This window comes from Hyphococcus aureus, assembly GCF_042643165.1.
Taxonomy (GTDB): domain Bacteria; phylum Pseudomonadota; class Alphaproteobacteria; order Caulobacterales; family Parvularculaceae; genus Hyphococcus; species Hyphococcus aureus.
The window spans coordinates 1,385,463-1,404,411 of sequence record NZ_JBHRSH010000002.1; the positions used below are offsets into that span (position 1 = coordinate 1,385,463).

Genomic DNA, 18,949 nt, shown 5'->3' on the forward strand with positions numbered 1-18,949 from the left:
ATGGCCGCGCAGCGAAATGAGAGCCACAAGATCATCGTGCGCGAGGAGCGAACCGCCAAAAGCGTTCGCTACACATTCGATACGCCGCTGGAAAAGCCCGTCTGGTTCGAACTCGCCGGCGATCCGGCGCCGCCAACGCCGTTAACGCTCGACTTCGCGCTCCATGCGTCGATCTTCATGGCGATGCGAACCGGCCTCGACCTGCATGTCGAGGGCGACGTAACCGAAGACTGCATCGATAATCTGTACACCTATCAGGAAATCTGGACGACATGGCGCCCTGACCTCTACCGGATGGTCAAGCTCTCCGCGGACAGAACCATTTTCGCGCCGCGCCCCATGGAGAGAACGGGCGTGTTCGCTTTTTCAGGCGGCGTTGACGGAACCGCCGCATTGGCGCGCCATCTTGATGACGGCATGGGCGAGCGCCGCATAAAACCCGTCGGCGCAATGCTGATCAACGGATTTGACGTCCCCATCGAAGAGACGGAATGGTATGCGAAAACCGACCGGCATATCGAAAACATGCTCTCCTTTCTCGACTTGCCGATTTATCGCGTGAGCACCAATTACCGATCACTGATCGGCGCCAGATATGACGCCGATATCTGGGGGCGCGAGTTCGGTCCGTGTTTGACCGCGTCTTTGCATCTTTTTTCCGAAATCGCCGGCTTTGGCGTGACGGGCGACGATGAAGACCATAACCATATTATCTTTCCGGCACCGAGAGGGCCGGTGCTGGATCATCTCGGCGCAACGAACCGGTTTCACATCCGCACAGAGGTTTCGGATCTGACGCGCTGCGAACGCCTGGCGCTGATTGTCAAAAAGCAGCCCCGATTCGCCAGGGATATTCGCGTCTGCTGGGAGCGCATTGATTCCGACATGAATTGCGGGCGATGCGAAAAATGCGTGCGCACCCAATTGAACTTCATCGCCATCGGAGAAGAGCCCGTCGGCTTTAAGGAGAAGTTGACCCTTTTCAACATGTTCAAGGCGAGAGCCTTCACGAATTTAAGGCTGGTTTTCGTGCAGGATAATTTGATGACAGCGAACAAAAACAACATTGCCTTGAAATGGCGCCTCTTGTTTTTCGTGATGCTGGTGAAAAATTCGCTGTTCAATCTTTTGTGGCGCTGCAAATTGATCCGGGCGTAAACAAGATACTCGCGTCTAAAAGACGAAGACCGCCAGGGCTTTCGACGCCATCTCGCGCGCCTTGGTTTCAACCGCGCTTATGCGCCCATTGATCTCTCGCTTTTCCGCGTACCAGTGGAGGTTTCCGGCCAGACGGATTTGTTCGGGTGAGCGACAATCCCGTTATCGCTTATCCTGTGCTTGAGAAATCATGTGGCTGACGATTTGCCATTTTCCGTCCCGCCGCTCCAACACGCGCAAATGATTGATATGGCGGTCGGGCCGGCTCTCACCCGTATTGAATTGCTGTCCCTGCCGGACAAGTTTGCTTCTGATGAGCGCGATGTCCGGCGTGAGAAAGATGACGTCTTCAAATTCATTATCGGCGGAGTCCCCCGCCATCACGAAATCCAGACTGAAAATAAATTCCAGTCCTTCCTGCAATTCCTCTCGGGTCTGAAAGCGGTCGCCGAACGCGTTGGTCCAGTCTGTATCATCTGCATAATCCTGAACGGCGAGCGCGGCGTCCTTTTCGGCCCATCCGCGATTCCAGGAATCGAGCGTCGCCAGGACCGCTGCTTCGTCTCCTGCCTTCTCCGCCAAAGCAGGGGCATGAATGAATGCAAACACAATCGCACAAACAAAAATTTTTTTCATGACAATCTCTCCTTGTCGATGTGACTGAATGCAAATGCTCTCACAAACGGCAGATCAAAGAAAGACCGTCAAAAACCATATTTCGCCAGCGCTTTCGACGCCATCTCGCGCGTGCCCTGATGCTCGAACGGAAAGGCGGTGAAAAACTCCTTCTGCGTCACATTCGGATTGCGGGCGCGCACATTTGAAACCCATGCAGATGCTTTTTCGGGATCTCCATTGGCCGCATGCGCCACAACCGCGATCATGGCGATCAGAACATGTGCGCCCGGCGTGCGCGCCGATTCATCGGCCCAGCGCGCCGCCGCTGGCCAGTCCCCTTCGACAAGATAGGTGAACGCGCGCACGCCCAGCATGGCGTAGCGGAACGGATCGAGCGGACTGAGCGACATGGCGAGATCCACATCCTTGCGCGCCGATGTGCTGCGGCCTGTCACCGAGTCGGCCCAGGCGCGCGCATAAATCCCTTGTGCGTAATTGGGCGACTGGCGCACCGCGCGGTCAAGCCAGCCCGTACCGCTTGCGATTGCATTTTCAACCCAGTGGACCCGGCCCATCGCGAAATTCGCGAAGGGATCGAGCGGGTCGAGCGCCACCGCCTGCTCCGCATGGGCGCGGGCCGCCAGCCGGGCGGCGGCGACATCGTCCTTATACTGAATGAAAGCGTCCTGAAAACGCGATGACGACAGCCCCGCATGGGCGCGCGCAAAGGAAGGCTCCAGCGCAACGGACCGCTCGAACATGGCGGTCGCAATGTCATTGTCTTTCTGGTTGAAACGATAAAGATGCTGCAAGCCAATATGATAAGCGGACCAGGCGTCCAGGTTTTCCGGGCTTTTCAACCGCGCCTGCTGCGCCTCATTGACAGAGATCTGGATTTCCAGCGCCGAAACAATCGTCGAGACGATTTGCGTTCTGATATTATATATATCGTCAATGCCCGCCTCATAACGCTCCCCCCAGAGAACGCCGCCGTCGCGCGTATCCGCAAGCTCCACGGTCATGGCGATGTTGCTCCCGGCGATCTCAACCATGCCGGATAGGCAATATCTTGCGCCGAGCGCGCGCCCGACTTCGCCAACATCCGGGTCGGCGCCGCGAAACCGGAAGGACGAGCCCCGGGCGATCACAAACAACCAGCGCAGGCGCGACAATTCCGAAATCAACTCATGGGGCACGGCGTCGGCGATCGCGGCGTAAGGACCGGCGACGCCCACAAGGCTAAATGGCAAGACAGCGATGGAGGGCTTCTCCCCAGAGGGCGCCCCATTCGGCGCCGGCGCTTCCTTTACGGCGTAGGCGCCGCTGGCGGGGCTCGCCTCCGCTACGAAGCGGAACCCCTGTCCATGGAGAGTGCGAATAAATTTCTGCGCCTTGCCATCGTCGCCAAGGGCCTGCCGTGCGGATTTGACCCGGCTTGTGAGGGCCGAGTCGGAAACCGCCCGCCCGTCCCAGATCTTCTCAATGATTTCGTCCTTGGAAAGCAGGCGGTCACGGTTTTCAACGAGCAGCAAAATGAGTGCGAACACCTGCGGCTCTATGGGAACCGCCGTCCCGTCCCGGCGCAGCTCCATCGCCCGCGCATCGAGTTCAAATGTCCCAAACCGGTAAATCATCAGGGCCTTTATACCGCAATCCGGTAAATCTCCATGAATTCTCCAGATCTCCTACAGGATTTCCCGCCGCCGCCCGGTCTAAACCTCCCTTCATCGGGCCGGCGCACTCGCCAGCCCCCAAAGAAAATGGAGAAACCCAATGCCACTCGTTACCATCGACCTTATTGAAGACGTGTTCACCCCGGACCAGAAAGCCGACCTGATCGACAAGGTCACTGACGCCATGGTCGCCGTAGAAGGCGAAAATATGCGCCAGGTCACCTGGGTCCGGATCAACGAATTCAAGGGCGGCGACTGGGCCATTGGCGGACAGAAACTTTCCGCCAAAGAGGTGCATGCGCTCGCCGCAGGAAAGGCCGCCTGACCAGGCGGCTGACCAAGCCTCTCCCGGCCGCCGTCATACCAACCGCTGCCCTGACAATAATAAAAAAGGAGAAAGACATGACCCGCATGATTGCAATGCTGTCTTTTGCGGCTGTGCTGACGGCTGCATTCGCGCCAGCGGCTTATACCTACCTGCAGTTCGCCTAAGAAAAACCCGCCCGCGAAAAAGCGCGCCGCCAGACCCCTGGCGGCGCGTTTTTTGTTTAGGGTCTTAAAGACGTGAGAAGTGGCGGGCTGATCGGCATCGCCCGGAGGCGCGGATGCCATGCAATTATCTGCCCCCAGCAGCATACGGGCTGTAACCACAGCTAATGGGCAACGCAGCCCGGCTAAACCGCCCGGCGCCGCAGCGATCCTGCGTTGCAGGAAAATGCTTCTAAAATAGTCGCTCAAGCGCTTGTGTGTTCGCCTATGGTCCTCAAGCCGCTATCTGGTGAAAACGGAATAAAGAGAAAGAGGCTCCTCATGAGTGAAACCAACGATCCGTCCAAAAACCAGCCGCCAGGCTATGTCCCGCCGAAAGTCTGGACATGGGACGCGGAAAATGGCGGCGCTTTCGCCAATATCAATCGCCCGGTGTCGGGCCCGACCCACGAGAAGACCTTGCCCGTGGGCAAGCATCCGATCCAGCTCTATTCCATGGGCACACCTAATGGCGTCAAAGTCACCATCATGCTCGAAGAGCTTCTCGCCGCCGGTCATGCGGGCGCGGAGTATGACGCCTGGCTGATCCAGATCGGACAGGGCGACCAGTTTTCGAGCGGCTATGTGGAGCTCAATCCCAATTCCAAAATCCCGACCATGGCGGACCATTCTTTCGACCCGCCGATTCGTCTGTTTGAAAGCGGCTCCATCCTGTTTTATCTCGCGGAAAAATTTGGCGCGTTCTTTCCGACCGACATCCGCAAGCGCACCGAAACAATGAACTGGCTAATGTGGCAGATGGGGTCAGCGCCATATGTTGGCGGCGGCCTTGGTCACTTTTACAATTATGCGCCGTTCAAGATTGAATACGCCATCAATCGCTTTGCAATGGAGACGAAGCGGCAGCTGCATGTGCTCGACACCCATCTCGCCAAAAATGAATATATGGCGGGCGATGAATACACCATCGCCGACATGGCGATATGGCCTTGGTATGGCTCGATCATGCGCGAGGCCTATGGCGCCCAGGAATTTCTGTCGGTGCACGAATATAAAAACATGGAGCGCTGGGTGAACCTTATTGCGGGGCGTGAAGCGGTCAAACTCGGACGCATGGTTAACCGCACCTTTGGCGCGCCGGACACGCAATTGCGCGAACGCCACGACGCCAGCGATTTCGAGAAAAACCGCGAGGATATGGTCGAGGCGCGGGGCGGCGAAAGGGTTTGAAATTAAGGCGCTGTGCTATATGAGATCGTTAGTGTAGCATACAAACGGCTCCGCCCGGCGCGGAGCCATGCGCTTTTGAGGATTTCCCATGGCTAAAGTGATTGACGGCAACAAGGTCGCGGCGGCGATCCGAGGAAAATGTAAAACCCGCGTGGACGCCCTGGCCGAAAAAACCGGCGTGACGCCCGGTCTCGCCGTCATTCTGGTGGGCGAAAACCCGGCCTCCGCCGTCTATGTGCGCAACAAGATCCGCGCCTGCGACGCCGTCGGCATCAAATCCTACACCCACCGCCTGGCGGCGGACACCAAGACCGAAGACCTGGTGGTGCTGATCCATCAGCTTAACGCCGACGCAGGCATTCACGGCATTCTGGTGCAGCTTCCCCTGCCCGACCATATCGATATGGAGCGGGTGCTGGAGACGATCTCGCCCGACAAGGATGTGGACGGCTTCCATCTTTATAATGTCGGCGGCCTTGTGCTCGGCAAAGGCGACTTTTTCCCGCCCTGCACGCCCTATGGCGTCTGCAAGATGCTCGAAAGCGAAGACATCGAAGTCGAAGGGCAGAATGTCGTCGTTGTCGGCGCCTCCAATATTGTCGGCAAGCCCATGGCGATCATGCTGATGGCGCAGGACGCAACTGTCGCGATTTGCCACGCAAAGACGCGCGACCTGGCGCAATTCACCATCCTCGCGGACATTCTTGTGGTCGCGGCCGGTGTGCCGAACCTTATCGGCCCGCAAATGGTGAAGACCGGCGCCGTCGTCATCGATGTGGGCATCAACCGCCTGCCCGACGGTCGGCTGGTCGGCGATGTCGACTTCGAAGGCGTTTCGAAAAAAGCGTCTTACATCACGCCTGTTCCCGGCGGCGTCGGCCCCATGACCGTGACAATGCTGTTGGAAAATACAATTGCCTCGGCCGAACGCACAGCCGCGAAATCACAAAAATAGACTTTGACCCCGCGCGTCCGGGTCAACACATGACCGGCGCACCCTAAAAAGCGAAAGCGGTTTCGCCTCAAGCCCCCAAGACGCTCCCGGCCGCTCCCATACTGCAGGAACACGCTCACGCCACGATCAAGGGGAGCGCGATCAGGCCGCGCCGGAGACGTTCAAAATGGCGCCGGAGGTGAAAGACGATTTTTCCGAGACAAGGAACATCGCCGCCTCCGCCACTTCCTCGGGCGTTCCCGCGCGGCCAAAGGGAAAACGCTTGATCGCTTCTTCCAGACGGCCAGGCCGGTGCATGTCCGTGTCGATGGGCCCGGGCGAGACGGCGTTGACCCGGACGCCCTCTCCCGCAAGCTCGCGCGCCAGACCGATCGTCAAACTGTCGACGCCGCCCTTGGAGGCCGCGTACCAGACATATTCACCCGGCGACCCGTAATGAGAGGCGCGCGAAGAAATAAAGACTATGGAGCCGCCAGCGCCGCCGCGTTTTGTGGAAAGCCGTTTTGCGCTTTCGCGCGCCACCAGCATGACGCCAAGCAAATTAACTTCCATGACGTCGCGCAAGGTTTGCGTGTCCGCATCGGCAAGCGCTGAATTTTTGCCGGTGATCGCGCTGTTATAGACAATCGCTTTCAAGCCGCCGATATCGTCAAGTTTTGCAAACAACGCATCGATGTCGCTCTCACGCGCCGTATCCGCCTTGACGGCGTAGGCTTGACGGCCAAGCCCGCGAATCTCTTCGGCGACTTTTTCAGCCGACGCTTTGTTGTTTGCGTAGGTAAGCGCCACATCAAAGCCGTCGCGCGCGGCGGCGAGCGCCGTCGCCGCGCCGATGCCGCGGCTGCCGCCAGTCACAAGAAGCAGGGGCGTTGGCTCAACCATGATTGATCACTCGTTTTCAAAACTGCGATGTGCGGCGGGGCGCCGCGCGTAAAACATGCCCCGAAACACCACGAGGCGCAAAACCATTCACCCACAACATTAAAAAAGAGGAACCGGGCTGCATTGAGCCCGGCTCCTCCCGCGTCTCCAGGGAGGTCGGATGGACCGGAAGGCAGCCATCCTGAATTGTCGACGCGCCGGAGTCGTAAAGAACCGGTGTCAGTTTTTTCGTCCGCCGCTCTAGAAACGAACCCTCAGGCCGGTGCGAAAGCGCGTGCCGAAGGTGTCGAAATAGACCGGGTTGGTGGGATAGTTCGACCCGCCAAGACCGCCGCCGCCCGGCGCAACCGGAGGCTTTTTGTCGAACAGATTGTTCACCGACGCAAAGACTTCGAAGTTTTCTTCATTGGAGCCGACGCCGAAAGCATAGGACACTGCAAGATCGACATAGGTCGCCGCATCGACGCGGTTGGTGCTGATGCTGTTCGCCAGCATCGGATCGTAACCGTCATCTTCAGGCCCCGTATATTGAACCCCATAGATGCCGGAGCCGACGCGGCGCACGGTGACTGTCGAGTTGAAGCCGCCGTAATTATAGGAAACGAAACCGTTCCAGATCCAGTTCGGCGCCGGATTGAAGTCGCCGCCATCGAGAACCGGCCCTGATTGACCGGCATAGTCGGTCGGATCAACGGTCGGATCCGGCGTCACGACGAAGTCATATTGGTGGTTCGCCATCAACCGTAGATTAAGATCACCGGCAAGCCCGCTATAAAGATCGTCCAGCGGAAGATTGTAAGCGACTTCGAAATCGAACCCGCGCACCGTCAAGGCGCCGAGATTCACCTGACGCGCATCGACGAAAGTGATGTCCATCGGATTGGCGTAGGTGATGCGATCGCAGAAGAGATCATATTCGTTGCAGAAATTGACGATGCCCTGCCCCGTCAGCGTGGTCACCACATCCTTGATCTTGATCTGGTACCAGTCTGCCGAGAAAGTCAGCCCCGGCGCGAAGCCCGGCGAGACAACGAAGCCAAGCGTCGTTGTGTCGGCTTTTTCAGGCGTCAGCGAGAAAGCGCCGCCCGACAGGATCGGAGTCGGATCGTCGCCGCCGCCGCCCGGAGAGCCGGGGATAGCCGGGTTGTCGACAATCCCTTGTGACGAGCCTTCTTCGGTCGGCACGTTTTTGAGATAGAGTTCGCGGAAACCGGCCGCGCGAATGTCGCGCGAGCGCGAGCCGCGGAAGCGAAGCCCCTCGGTGATGTCGTAAATCGTCGACACTTTCCAGCTGGTGGCGTTAGAGACCTTCTCTTCGGATGTCAGACGGTCGCTGGCTTTATTGCGGGTCTGGCGGACAGCGCCGTTGATTTCCAGATAATTCGCCAGCGGAGAGTCGCGCAACAACGGCACATTGAGCTCGAAGAAGCCTTCCATGACGCTGATATCGCCCGCAAAGTCGAGACCGAATGTGAACGCATAATCATTGTAGTTGGGAATATCGCCATGGGTGACGTCGCCGCCTTCATCGCGATATTCGCCGCCGGCAGCAACGCCGATCGGGCCGGCGCCCCAGCCTTCGTAAATCTCGCCCTGAATGCTGCCCGCGATCACATGTTGGGTGTATTCAAAGTCCTCAACGACCGGACGATAGGCATAAGCGACCGCCGCCGGATCAAGATTGTCGAGACCGAAGAGATTGAAAGGAACGCAGCCGGTCGCAATCGGGTCCGGGTCCGCCTCCAAAAGCTCGGCGCAAACAATTTCGTTCGTCATCGGGTCGACGACAGCGTCGAGCGCGTAAATGAACGGCGTGTTGACCCGGGAATTGTCACGATCCTGATGGCGGTCATTTCGGCCATATTGATAATAGAGGTCCCAGCTCCAGCTATCGCCGAACGAGCCGTTAACGCCGACCAGACCGCGGAAGACTTCGGATTTCGCCGCATTGCGCGCCGGCACCTGATTGTCGATATCCTTGCCGAGGCTGAATTCCGTGCCGTTGAGCAAGCCCACCAGTTCAGCCGGCAAATAAGGGTTTGTCGGCTTCACAAAGAAGGTCGAGCGCGGCCCGGCGGTTACGCCGGAATTGCTGGCCGTGCGGTTGGCGTAAGTGAACTCGCCATAAACGTTCAGCGTATCTGTCAGCTCATATTCGCTGTAGAGATAGCCCACATAGCGTTCGACCGGCGTTTGAATATCCGGGTCGGCATAGGTGGAGGCCCCGTCCCCGCCCTGACGGGCGCCGAAGGTCGATGTGGAGACATAATTGCCAGTGTCGAAATCGAGAATGCCGGTGCCATCATCATTGAACCGCTTGTTGCGCGCAGCTGGATCAGCGGGCGCGCGGTTCCTGACAACGCCATGAGGATCATTGAACGCCTGTTTTGAATCAGGGCCGATGATAAAGTTCGGGAGGCCGTAACCCGGCGAACCCGGAATGTCGTAACCGGAAAGCATGCCGTTATCGAGGATGTTGCTAGCGTTGGTGAAGCGGTCCCAGCCTTCGGCGCACCACAAGCGCACATCGGCGCAATCGCCAATGCCTTTTTGATCCTGGAACTCACCGCCAATCACAACATGACCGCGCCCATCTGCAAAGCCGGTGCCGAGCGTGAGCGATGCGTGATAGGTTTCACCGTCCCCGCGCGAGGTCTGGCCGTAATCGACCTGGCCGCGGAAGCCTTCGAAATCCGTGTCGAGAATAATGTTCACAACGCCCGCGACAGCGTCGGAGCCATAAGCGGCCGATGCGCCGCCTGTAACCGTTTCAACACGCGAAATCATCGAGGATGGAATGATGTTGAGATCGACCGCGCCGCCATCGGAGCTCGGCACGAAGCGGCGTGTATTCACAAGCGTCAGCGTGCGCGTGCCGTTATAGGGATTGAGGCCGCGTAAGTTGGCGAAGCTCGCGCCCACATTCGCGCCGGCGGTGATGCCTGCCGTTGCATCGGACTGGAATGACGAGTTCTGCGGGATCAGCTTCAAGGTCTCCGCGGCGTTGATCTGACCGAGATCTTCGATGAGATCGCCCGACATCACCGTCGCCGGCGTCGGCGAATCAAAGCCGGTGCGTTTGATGCGCGAACCCGTCACGATGACGTAGTCATTTGTGCCGGCTGTATCAGCGCTATCAGCGTCTTGCGCCATGGCTGGCGCCGCCCCAAGCGCAAACATGGCTACAGATGCGCCAGACATCAGCGCGGTTTTCGACATGCGGTGCAGGAATGAATTTCGCAATGTACTGCCCTCCCAGGCGTTATTGATGCGCGTGTGTTTCCGGCTTTTGAAAAGACGGCCCCCGCGCGTTTGCCATGAAGAAGCTCTCACAGATGCGAAAAATGAGCTTGCACCGGAAGGCATATCGGTTTGCGTCTGACGGCATTGCTGAAAGGCAGTTGAAAACAGCGTCACAATACACGCACGCATATTGCAATGCAGCGTAATATAAGCGCTTTCCGGCTGCTGTGACTTAATGCGGCAGGAGGTGCATGCGGCGATATTCAGATGGCGCCATGCCGTATTTGGCGCGGAAGGCGCGAGTGAAATGCGCTGCGCTGTTGAACCCCCAGGAGAAGGCGATTTCCGAAACGGTCAGGCTGCGCCATGCCGAATTCGTCATCTGCGACGCGCATTCTTCAAGACGGCGGCGCAGGATATAGGCGGAGGTCGTTTCATTTTCCTCCGCAAACAGAACCCGTAGATAGCGCGGCGAGATTCGCATGGCGTCCGCAACACTGCCCGGCGACAGATCGGGGTCGGAAAGCTGCGCCTCAATATATTGTTTCGCCTGCGCCTTGCGCAGACCAACGACGGTGGAGTTGGTCATCTTGTGGCCAAGACTGATGGAATAGGCCGTGCCCAGAACATCAAGAAGATGTCCGGCGATGCGGTCGCCGAACTCTTCGGGGATGCCCTCTTCCGCTTTCATCCACAAACTATGCGCCATAGCGGACGCTGTGCCTGTAAGACCCAGTTCAGCAGGCAGGCGAAGCCCGCAAAGCTGCTCCGGACAAGGCAGGTGTGTCTTCAACATTTTCGGCGCGGCGCGAAGGATCAGGAACCGCGCGCCTTTCTCCAGTTGAATCCGGTGCGGCGCTGCATTGTCGCATAAGGTAAAGTCGCCAGCCTCAAGCCGGGTTTCGTTTCCATAGTGAGAAAACTGGGCGCCGCCTTGCGCCATCAGCAGAAAAGAAAAGAAATGAGATTTTGTTTCATTGATATGCGCTGCCGTGCGCTCAATGCTCGCGCCGTTCGTTCGCACATCTGCGAAGCCGAGAAAACCGAGCGATGTAACGCGCAGCTCAGCATCGAAAACATCTGAGGAAGACGGCTGAAACGTGACCTGCGCAAAGCGGCTGGAGTAGGTGTTGTTCCACGACGCCATGCGGCGCGATGCCGGAAAGTCGGCGGTGCGGTAATACTCCATACATCCCCTCCCAAGGGCTGACACGTCAGACTTTTTCCCCGCTTAAACGGATGTTTTTCTTTTGTTTTATACGCCCTTCGCACATCCGGCAATGTGCTTGCGCAGACTTGCGCCGGTTAACCGAAATAAAGTCTCAACGCCGTTTGCGAAATACGCCAGCGGTCGCGCGCGTCGGGCACCCAGCGGCGGAAACGGTCAAGCGCGTAGTCGAAAGTGATGCGCCCTTCATAACCAACAAATGGACAGTCACTGCCCCATAAAAGCCGCTCCGGCCCAACATGGGAGACAAGATCCCGCGCCAGATCATCCGCAATTTTGTCGGCGTCGCCATTCGGATCGGTTTGCCACGCCGCAGTGCCCAGCAGCCGGAACCCGCCGGATAGCTTCACCCAAGTGTTGCCGCGTTCCGCCGCCTCAAGGACCGCGCGATAGCCCGGACAATTGACGCCGAGTTTCGGGTCGGGATGGCCAAAATGATCGATAACGACTTTAACGCCGCTTTCCTCCAGCGCTGCGAGCACCGGCGGCAGCGACGGCCCCTCAATCGCCACATGCACATGCCAGTCTAGATCGCGCACGCGCCGGAACAGAAGATTATATTCTTCGCTGCGAAAATCCGGAAGCTCAGCCATGCGCGCAAGCTGTAACCTGATGCCGACAATGCCATCATCGCGCATGCGCTCAAGAGAATAACGATCCGTTGCAGCGGGAGAAACAATTGCTGTGCCACGCAATCTTTTATGCTTGCGCAATTCCGAAATCATATAGTCGTTGTAAAATCCGGTGATGCTCAACCCAGAAATGACGCCGAAATGAATGCCGTATTGGTCGAGCAGCGCAAGATAGTCATCGGCGGTGAAGGAATAATCGGTCCGCGTCCAGGCGTTGCTGCTCAGCGGCATATCTTCCTGAAAGATGTGCGCATGGCAGTCGACTACGGGCGGGAGATCGTCCTGTTCGCCACTTGCGGTCTTCTGTTCCTTCTCATCTGTCGCCATATGCACAGTCATGTTGACGCTGGACGCTCCGCACTGATCAGGCCCCACCCGCCGGCGTTGAAAATAATTTCACGCGACGGCGGAAAATTATCACTTAGCGCGAGAGCGCCAAAGACCGCTTGCTTCAAACGGAGATTTTCTTTCAGAAACACTTATTTCCGCTCCGTTGCAGAATCGCCGTCATCGTCATGACGCGACGAGATGGACCAGTTGAGTTTGAGCGCAGGCGCACGTCCGCTCACCGGATTGTCGAAATGAAAACCCATGGGCGCAATTTCGGGATAAGGCGCGAAGGTGACGCCGCGCAACGGCCCGTCCGGCGGATATTTGGCGACGCTTTCCGGCGTCGGCGCAAAGCGCATCGCCGAGCCTTCTTCGACCGCCGCCCAACCGCCGGTGTAGCTTGCAAGGAAAATGTAATCGAGATCCATCCCGGCGATCTTCCAGACGCCGTCCTCAAGCTTCACCTGATTTTCGTAGATGCCGGAAATATAAGAACCGTCTCCATCAAGCTGGCTGTTGAACTGAAACAGACGCAGGCGGATCTGCGCGCTCTTTCCATCCGGCGCCACCGTGACAAAAGGTTGGGTCTTTTGATGGATCGCCAGAAAGGTCGGCCTGCGCCCACTGTCGCCGTAACGTGAGAACAAGGATCCGCGCACTCGCTCCCTTCCGTAATAAGCGCCAATATAGGAAAGCTCTTTCCAGCCGTCTTCGGAAAAGAGATCGGCGGTGTCGTCCCAGCGGAACTCGTCAATGTAATAGCCATAGGCCGTAGAGATGTTTTCCGCGGCGTCATAGGCTTTGGCGGTGTCGATTTTACGCGCGAGATCATCAAAGCTTGTCGGCGCTGACGGATTGGCGTCGCGGGTCACATGGTCGGCGAAGGAAATCGCCGGGCTCGGCTGCTCTGGATATTCGGCGCCCGCAAGCGATGACGCCTTCGCGTCTTCCATCGCCGCGCCATGGGCTGGCAAAAGATCACGCGCCCAGCCAGTGTCGTAATCGGCGGCGAAGCGCGGATAGAGTTTTACCGACTGAATTTTCCAGACGCCGTCCTGCTTCACATATGTGTTTTCAAAAATCCCGAAGGCCCAGGCGGAAGCGCCGCCATGCTGGCCGGTCATCTGTAATTCAAAACCGCGGGCGGAAGCCGTTCCGTTTTCCGCCAGCGTGATCACCGGATCGAGCTGCAAATGATCGTTAAGTTCGCCTTGCTTCAGGCCCGCTTCGCCGAGCGCCAGAAACCGGTTGCGGATCGCTTCGCGGCTTTCATACGCGCCCTCACCCGCCACATCGAAGCTCGCATCTTCCGCAAAAAGATCGGCGACATCGTCCCACATCTTGCGGTCCACATAATAACCATAAGCCGCCTGAAGGTTTTGAACCGCACTTTCATCAAGCAAGGCGTCGGCGATGGCGTTGGCCTTTGCAATCTGCGCCGCAGCCTGATCACGCGACAGCGCAGGCGCATCGGTGACAGCGGGCGCAGGCGCGCCGGCGCTCGCCGGCGTGTAATGATAAGGCGTCAGCGGCACTTCATCGGCGACATTGCGCCAGCCTTTGTCATAGGGCCCCGCATATTGCGGGTAATAATGCAGCGTTGCGATTTTCCAGACGCCGCCTTCAAGAACATAGTCGTTCTCATAGATGCCGCCCGCCCAATTCGCTTCTTCGCCATACCGGCCTGTCATCGCGACTTCGTGCCAGCGGCCTATCGCGACCTTGCCGTCATCAGACAGCGTCACCACCGGCGACAGGATCAAGCGGACATTCAGCCGGTCCGGCGCAAGTCGGTCATCGCCGCCGCCCATCTCGTCGCGAAACCGCGCATAGAGCGCGTCGGCGCCGCTGATCTCAACACCCGGCTCAACATATCGTCCGTTTTTCGAGAAAAGCGCCGCCATCGCCTTCCAGTCACCCGCCTCCGCGTAATGGGCGTAAGCATGCTGCAGTCGTTTGACATCTCGCAGGGACTGCGCATTCTTGGCATCGGCCACAAGCCGCGCCGCGCGAGCGAGATCTTCTTTGTTCCACGCAGCATCATCGGCGGCATTGACAGAAGCGGGCGCCTCACGCGAGCACGCGCCAAGAACAACACACATTGCGACGATCAAGCCGGCCAGTAGGGGCGAGAAATTAAAGCGTTTCATGTTGCGACGCTGCACCGGGTCACCGCTCCTCAAGAACTTCGCGAATGATGCTGTCATCAATCAGCGTCGAAAGCTGTTCGCGAGAGCGCGCCGGGCGTTCATCAATTTTCGCCAACCATTGTTCTTCAGCTTCGAGCACGTCGAGGAGGTCGGGGACCAGATCCCCCGGATAGCCGTGATGTTTCCATGAGCGCTTGATGAGATCGAGATCAAAGCCCGTCGCCTCATGCACCAGCGGCCAGGCGACGCTCGGGTCTTCGTGAATCATGTCCGTCGCCTCAACGACCGCTTTCACAAATTCCTTGATACGCGCGCGTTTTTCCGGGTCCGCAAGATTGGCCGCTGTCGTGTTGAGATTGAACACTTCGCGATAGACCGCGCGTCCATCGAACTCCACCGCATCATCGCCGATGGCGTGCGCCGCATTTTCGATTTCCGGCTCCCAGATCGTCACCGCATCCACTTCGCCATTGGCGAGAAGTATCGGCATGTCGCTCAAGGGAATGACGCGGACGATCTCTACGTCAGCTTCGGAGAGCCCCACCGATTTCAGCATATTATGAAGGAAATAGGCGGAGGAGGTGTTCGGGATCGTGGCGATGCGCTTGCCTTTTAAGTCTTCAAGCGTTTCGATCCCGGCCGATTTGCGCCCGACAATGCGGTAATAACCTTCCGCGACCGTCATGATGATTCTGAGATCGGGATGCCTCACCGAATAGCGCAGCCCTTGCGTTTCCGCATGGGTCGCCACATCGGCGACGCCCGGCTCGCCATAACCGGGAATGCCCGGGTCGCCGACCAGATTGGGAATGCCGCCCATCTTCACTGTCGAAGGTTCGGGAAAAACCTGGTCCGACGCGAGAAGCACCGGCGCAATCTCAAAAGTCACCTTGTTGCCGTGAACCCGGAACGGCTCCTGTGGCGCAGGCGCCCCTGCACAGGCGCTAAGCGCGACGAGACAGGCGGCCGCGATCGCGCACCCGAATAAGCTCCCGCCCCAGCCAAAAGTGAGCCGTGATTGCATCCAGCCATTCTCCCTATGGTGCGGACGCCTTAAAAACCGCTGAGCGCCCTTTTTCTCAGAACACCGTCCCGGTTTTCAGCCCACAGGGTCAATATAAATGAGGGCGAGTGCCGGGCACGTACAATTTGGGCGCCGGAGCGGTCAAAAGCTGCACTGCAGCATGACCTTCCGTCGGCGCTAACCACGGCCCCATTTACCAAATTGGGCGCCGGCTCGTCAGCAGGACCGGCGGCAATCGCACCATCTTTTCAGGACGTTCATAAGCGAGAGTGCGCTTGGCAAAACCCCTCAGCCAAGGCTCAGCGCCACGCGAAAACCAACCGCCCGGTCGCGCACCGTTTGCGTGATGCGGCTGCGATTGGCTGAACGTAGCGCGGCGGGTTGCTGGTCTCGCCAGCTGCCGCCTCTGACAACCCGGCGCCCGCAATCGCCGGTCTTCACCGCAGAGCCATCAACCGGCGCCTCGGCGTAATTGTTGACATAACAATCCTCGACCCACTCCGCCGCATTGCCGAGCATGCCGCGCAAGCCAAATGGATTGGGCGCAAGCTCTGCGCCCGGACGCGTAGCACCCATAGCGACATGCGAACGGTCAAACCGGTCGCCCCACCAGTAAGCAGTGCTCGTTCCACCGCGCGCAGCGTATTCCCATTCCGCTTCGGTCGGCAGCCGATAGGCTTTGCCGGTTTTCGCCGAGAGCCATTTCGCATAGGCGTTCGCGTCGCGCCATGAAATGAAAATCGCCGGGCGCCCTTCCCTGCCAAAGCCGGCATCGCCGGGCGTGTAGGCGCCGCACCCGCCATCATCCACGCAAGCCTGCCACTGCTCATGGGTCACTTCGGTTTCGCTCATGGCGAAAGGAGCGACGGTCACTTCGTGCAACGGCCCTTCATACCCCGCACGCCCGGGTTCACCGGCGGGCGAGCCCATCATGAAGGCGCCGCCCGGCAGCGTCGCCATCACCGGACAGTTCTCGCAATCTGAAAACGAAGACGGCTGCCCCGGTTCGGCGAGCGCAGTCTCTTCGACTACTGCAACTTCCGTATCAGGCGCCGCATCTGTTTCTTCCGTGAGGACGGCGATATCTTCACCTGCATCCTGCAAAGCGTCTTCAGTCCCTGCAAGCGCAACCTCTTCATCCGAATTGTCGAGCATGTCTGTTGTGTCGACAGACACATCTTCCACGACATCTTCTTCGGCCGGCGCATCCTGAATGACAGGTTCTTCTTGCGCTGGCGTCACCGCTGCGATTTTTGTTTCCGCGCTGGCGTCACTCTTCATGAATTGCATGGCGCCAAAAACGCCGCCGCCAATCACGAGCGCTGCGATCGCAACAATCGCAATCATGGCGCCGCCGCCAGATTTTTGTTTTGGCGCCGGTTGCGGCGCCGCGGCTTTGGCTGCCGCAGGTTTTCTTGCGGGTTGAGCCGGCGCCGGCGCAGCGCGTTGGATCGGGCGCGGTGTTGGTTGGGGCGCAGGCGCGGCGGGCGCCGACGGTTTGGGTTGGGCCGCGCGCTGCAACGCCGCGAGGCGGTTGCGCGCCAGATCGGCGAAATGTCCTTCGGGGTAACGCTTCAGATAGGCTTCGAAATCCGCGCGCTCAGTCCCGTCCTTGATGGACGTCCAGAACGTATTCTCAATCGTTACATCATTCTTGTTGTCGGAGGATGCGCCCGGCGACCCGGACGCCGATGGCGCCGCTGCGGGCGGAGCGACATCATGGTGGCCGACAGCATTTTTCACGCCTTGCATAAACAGGCGCCAGTTCGGATCGCTTCGGTCGCCTTGCCAGTTGACGAGGTCCGCCGTCTGCACAAGTTCGAACCGCAGGGGCCGCTCGCAGTGATCGATCATCGCGGGAACGAGTTTTGAGAACCGCTCGCCAACAGTCGCCTCAGCGCGCACCCATTTTGAGTTCACCGAACGCTGCGACCAGAGCACGACAACGGCGCCCGCTTCGCGCAGGTGCTTCTCTGTCACTTCATCATAAGATTCGCCTGCGCGGAGATTGGAGTCCCACCAGACATCCAATCCTTCCGCCTGCAGCGCATCCGCGATCATCCTCGCCCGAAACTGATCTTCCCGGTTATAGGAGATAAATATATGCGTCACGGCTTGCGCCTCCCTCGCGGCTTCTTTTAAATCATCCGCTTAACAATTGAAAGTGTTGATTTTTAGAGAAAAATCACCCCCTATCGAGCCGCAGAACAGAATACAAAATAGGACGGAAGGCCGGTTTAATGGCGTATGTTTTCAACACGGATCTTCTCCTGAACGACCCCGATCAGGAGGAGGCCCGCAAAGAGTTTCCGAACATCTTCTTTGCGCTGAACAATCCGGAACTAAGGGCCGCCTTCCGACCCTTTGACGAACGCGCCAACACCGCCAAGGCGCGCAGCCGGAAATGGGGCGTTTTCGCCGTCCTGCTGGCGACGGGCGCCCTGTTGCTCGCGGGTGGTGAAATGCTGTTTCACGACCTGCCCAAAGGCCAGGTTCGCACCCTCGCTGCGATTGGCGGCATCGCCGGCATCGCCAGTGTCCTGATCGGCGTGTTCGGCATCATGTTCCGGGAGCGGAAAATGCGCTGGCTCGCTGACCGTCTGGCGACAGAGCGCATTCGCCAGTTTCACTTTCAGTCATTCGTGTTCGGCGTCAATGACATTCTTAAAGGCGCACGCGACAAGACCGCCGCCGACGCCTTTGTCACAAACCGCACCGCCAAATTTTCCAAATTCGAAGCCAATGTCCTGTCGACTGTCGATGACAAACTAAAAGAAATCGTTCATCACGATCACGACGAAGAGGGTCTTCTGTTCGAAGACGAGCAGTCCCCCGCACCTGAATCCGACCCCAATCTTGATGAATATTTCCGGGCCTATGTGCTGTTCCGCTTCGACCGGCAGATCAGCTATTGCAACCTGATCTTACGCGAGGGTGAAGGTTTCTGGAAACATGCGCCAAGCCAGCAGGCCAAAATATTGGGCGGCGTCGCGCTGGCTTGCGTCTTCGGCATCTTGCTGTTGCACGGGCTGGTTTTCTTCGGCGCCATCGCCAATATCGCCTGGATGAAAGGCCCGCTCGTCCATGTTTTCGCCATCTGGGCCGCCATCGTCGCGCTTTCCGCCAGAACCTTTGAGGAAGGCTTTCAGCCCGAGCGCGAAATTGAACGAATGCGCCAATACAGGCTGGCCTTAAAACGCATTTATGCGCGCTTTCAAAAGGCGCCGAATGTGGACGCGAAAATCGCAGCGATGATCGATCTCGAAAAACTGAGTTACGAGGAGATGGTTCTCTTCCTGAAAGGAAATTACGAAGCCGAGTTTATCATGTAAGGCAA

The 18,949-nt window shown here is 58.3% G+C and carries 14 protein-coding genes; 5 read left to right on the forward strand and 9 right to left on the reverse strand.

From position 1 onward, the window contains the following. The gene (locus tag ACFOOP_RS19625) at nt 1–1,158 is read left to right on the forward strand and encodes a hypothetical protein (protein WP_379882871.1); all 1,158 of its coding nucleotides are present in this window, start codon (nt 1–3) and stop codon (nt 1,156–1,158) included. A 162-nt stretch (nt 1,159–1,320) separates the two neighbouring features. Here ACFOOP_RS19625 and ACFOOP_RS19630 read toward each other — a convergent pair whose 3' ends face one another. Both ACFOOP_RS19630 and ACFOOP_RS19635 read right to left on the reverse strand, forming a co-directional pair. Continuing rightward, entirely contained in the window at nt 1,321–1,794 is a 474-nt protein-coding gene (locus tag ACFOOP_RS19630; RefSeq protein ID WP_379882872.1) for a YybH family protein, read from the reverse strand. Nucleotides 1,795–1,862: 68 nt separating this feature from the next. Next, complete coding sequence (locus ACFOOP_RS19635) at nt 1,863–3,410, reverse strand: winged helix-turn-helix domain-containing tetratricopeptide repeat protein (protein ID WP_379882873.1); 1,548 nt, start codon at nt 3,408–3,410, stop codon at nt 1,863–1,865. Between the two features lie 139 nt (nt 3,411–3,549). Between ACFOOP_RS19635 and ACFOOP_RS19640 the strand changes: the two genes are divergently transcribed. The 3 genes from ACFOOP_RS19640 (at nt 3,550) to folD (ending at nt 6,123) form a co-directional block, all read left to right on the forward strand. Continuing rightward, nucleotides 3,550–3,774, forward strand: coding sequence for a tautomerase family protein (locus tag ACFOOP_RS19640; protein ID WP_379882874.1), 225 nt, complete (start codon nt 3,550–3,552; stop codon nt 3,772–3,774). 485 nt (nt 3,775–4,259) lie between these two features. After that, nucleotides 4,260–5,168 carry a glutathione-dependent disulfide-bond oxidoreductase gene (gene yghU / locus ACFOOP_RS19645; protein ID WP_379882875.1) on the forward strand — a complete coding sequence of 303 codons (909 nt, stop codon included), beginning with the start codon at nt 4,260–4,262 and terminating at the stop codon, nt 5,166–5,168. Nucleotides 5,169–5,256: 88 nt separating this feature from the next. After that, nucleotides 5,257–6,123: a bifunctional methylenetetrahydrofolate dehydrogenase/methenyltetrahydrofolate cyclohydrolase FolD gene (folD, locus tag ACFOOP_RS19650; RefSeq protein ID WP_379882876.1), complete on the forward strand. Its 867-nt coding sequence runs from the start codon at nt 5,257–5,259 to the stop codon at nt 6,121–6,123. 141 nt (nt 6,124–6,264) lie between these two features. Here folD and ACFOOP_RS19655 read toward each other — a convergent pair whose 3' ends face one another. From ACFOOP_RS19655 to ACFOOP_RS19685, 7 genes are all read right to left on the reverse strand, one after another. After that, nucleotides 6,265–7,005 (reverse strand): SDR family oxidoreductase, encoded by a 741-nt coding sequence (locus ACFOOP_RS19655; protein WP_379882877.1) that lies wholly within the window; start codon nt 7,003–7,005, stop codon nt 6,265–6,267. A gap of 240 nt (nt 7,006–7,245) precedes the next feature. After that, on the reverse strand, nt 7,246–10,248 hold the full coding sequence (locus ACFOOP_RS19660) for a TonB-dependent receptor domain-containing protein (protein ID WP_379882878.1): 3,003 nt from the start codon (nt 10,246–10,248) through the stop codon (nt 7,246–7,248). A 232-nt stretch (nt 10,249–10,480) separates the two neighbouring features. Further along, a complete protein-coding gene (locus ACFOOP_RS19665) occupies nt 10,481–11,437 on the reverse strand; it encodes a helix-turn-helix domain-containing protein (RefSeq protein ID WP_379882879.1) in 957 nt (318 codons plus the stop codon). Between the two features lie 116 nt (nt 11,438–11,553). Then, nucleotides 11,554–12,447, reverse strand: a complete 894-nt coding sequence (locus ACFOOP_RS19670; RefSeq protein WP_379882880.1) for an amidohydrolase family protein — start codon at nt 12,445–12,447, stop codon at nt 11,554–11,556. A 140-nt stretch (nt 12,448–12,587) separates the two neighbouring features. Then, complete coding sequence (locus ACFOOP_RS19675) at nt 12,588–14,588, reverse strand: nuclear transport factor 2 family protein (protein WP_379882881.1); 2,001 nt, start codon at nt 14,586–14,588, stop codon at nt 12,588–12,590. A 19-nt stretch (nt 14,589–14,607) separates the two neighbouring features. Then, nucleotides 14,608–15,612: an ABC transporter substrate-binding protein gene (locus ACFOOP_RS19680; protein WP_379882882.1), complete on the reverse strand. Its 1,005-nt coding sequence runs from the start codon at nt 15,610–15,612 to the stop codon at nt 14,608–14,610. Between the two features lie 288 nt (nt 15,613–15,900). Continuing rightward, nucleotides 15,901–17,724, reverse strand: a complete 1,824-nt coding sequence (locus ACFOOP_RS19685; protein ID WP_379882883.1) for an SUMF1/EgtB/PvdO family nonheme iron enzyme — start codon at nt 17,722–17,724, stop codon at nt 15,901–15,903. 128 nt (nt 17,725–17,852) lie between these two features. Here ACFOOP_RS19685 and ACFOOP_RS19690 point away from each other — a divergent pair, with 128 nt between their 5' ends. Next, the gene (locus ACFOOP_RS19690) at nt 17,853–18,944 is read left to right on the forward strand and encodes a hypothetical protein (RefSeq protein ID WP_379882884.1); all 1,092 of its coding nucleotides are present in this window, start codon (nt 17,853–17,855) and stop codon (nt 18,942–18,944) included. Nucleotides 18,945–18,949 lie beyond the last annotated feature (5 nt).

Bases quoted from the DNA above. Each gene is read 5' to 3' on its own strand.
- ACFOOP_RS19625 (WP_379882871.1), top strand. From the start codon at position 1: ATGGCCGCGCAGCGAAATGAGAGCCACAAGATCATCGTGCGCGAGGAG.
- ACFOOP_RS19630 (WP_379882872.1), bottom strand. From the start codon at position 1,794: ATGAAAAAAATTTTTGTTTGTGCGATTGTGTTTGCATTCATTCATGCC.
- ACFOOP_RS19635 (WP_379882873.1), bottom strand. From the start codon at position 3,410: ATGATTTACCGGTTTGGGACATTTGAACTCGATGCGCGGGCGATGGAG.
- ACFOOP_RS19640 (WP_379882874.1), top strand. From the start codon at position 3,550: ATGCCACTCGTTACCATCGACCTTATTGAAGACGTGTTCACCCCGGAC.
- yghU (WP_379882875.1), top strand. From the start codon at position 4,260: ATGAGTGAAACCAACGATCCGTCCAAAAACCAGCCGCCAGGCTATGTC.
- folD (WP_379882876.1), top strand. From the start codon at position 5,257: ATGGCTAAAGTGATTGACGGCAACAAGGTCGCGGCGGCGATCCGAGGA.
- ACFOOP_RS19655 (WP_379882877.1), bottom strand. From the start codon at position 7,005: ATGGTTGAGCCAACGCCCCTGCTTCTTGTGACTGGCGGCAGCCGCGGC.
- ACFOOP_RS19665 (WP_379882879.1), bottom strand. From the start codon at position 11,437: ATGGAGTATTACCGCACCGCCGACTTTCCGGCATCGCGCCGCATGGCG.
- ACFOOP_RS19670 (WP_379882880.1), bottom strand. From the start codon at position 12,447: ATGACTGTGCATATGGCGACAGATGAGAAGGAACAGAAGACCGCAAGT.
- ACFOOP_RS19675 (WP_379882881.1), bottom strand. From the start codon at position 14,588: ATGAAACGCTTTAATTTCTCGCCCCTACTGGCCGGCTTGATCGTCGCA.
- ACFOOP_RS19680 (WP_379882882.1), bottom strand. From the start codon at position 15,612: ATGCAATCACGGCTCACTTTTGGCTGGGGCGGGAGCTTATTCGGGTGC.
- ACFOOP_RS19690 (WP_379882884.1), top strand. From the start codon at position 17,853: ATGGCGTATGTTTTCAACACGGATCTTCTCCTGAACGACCCCGATCAG.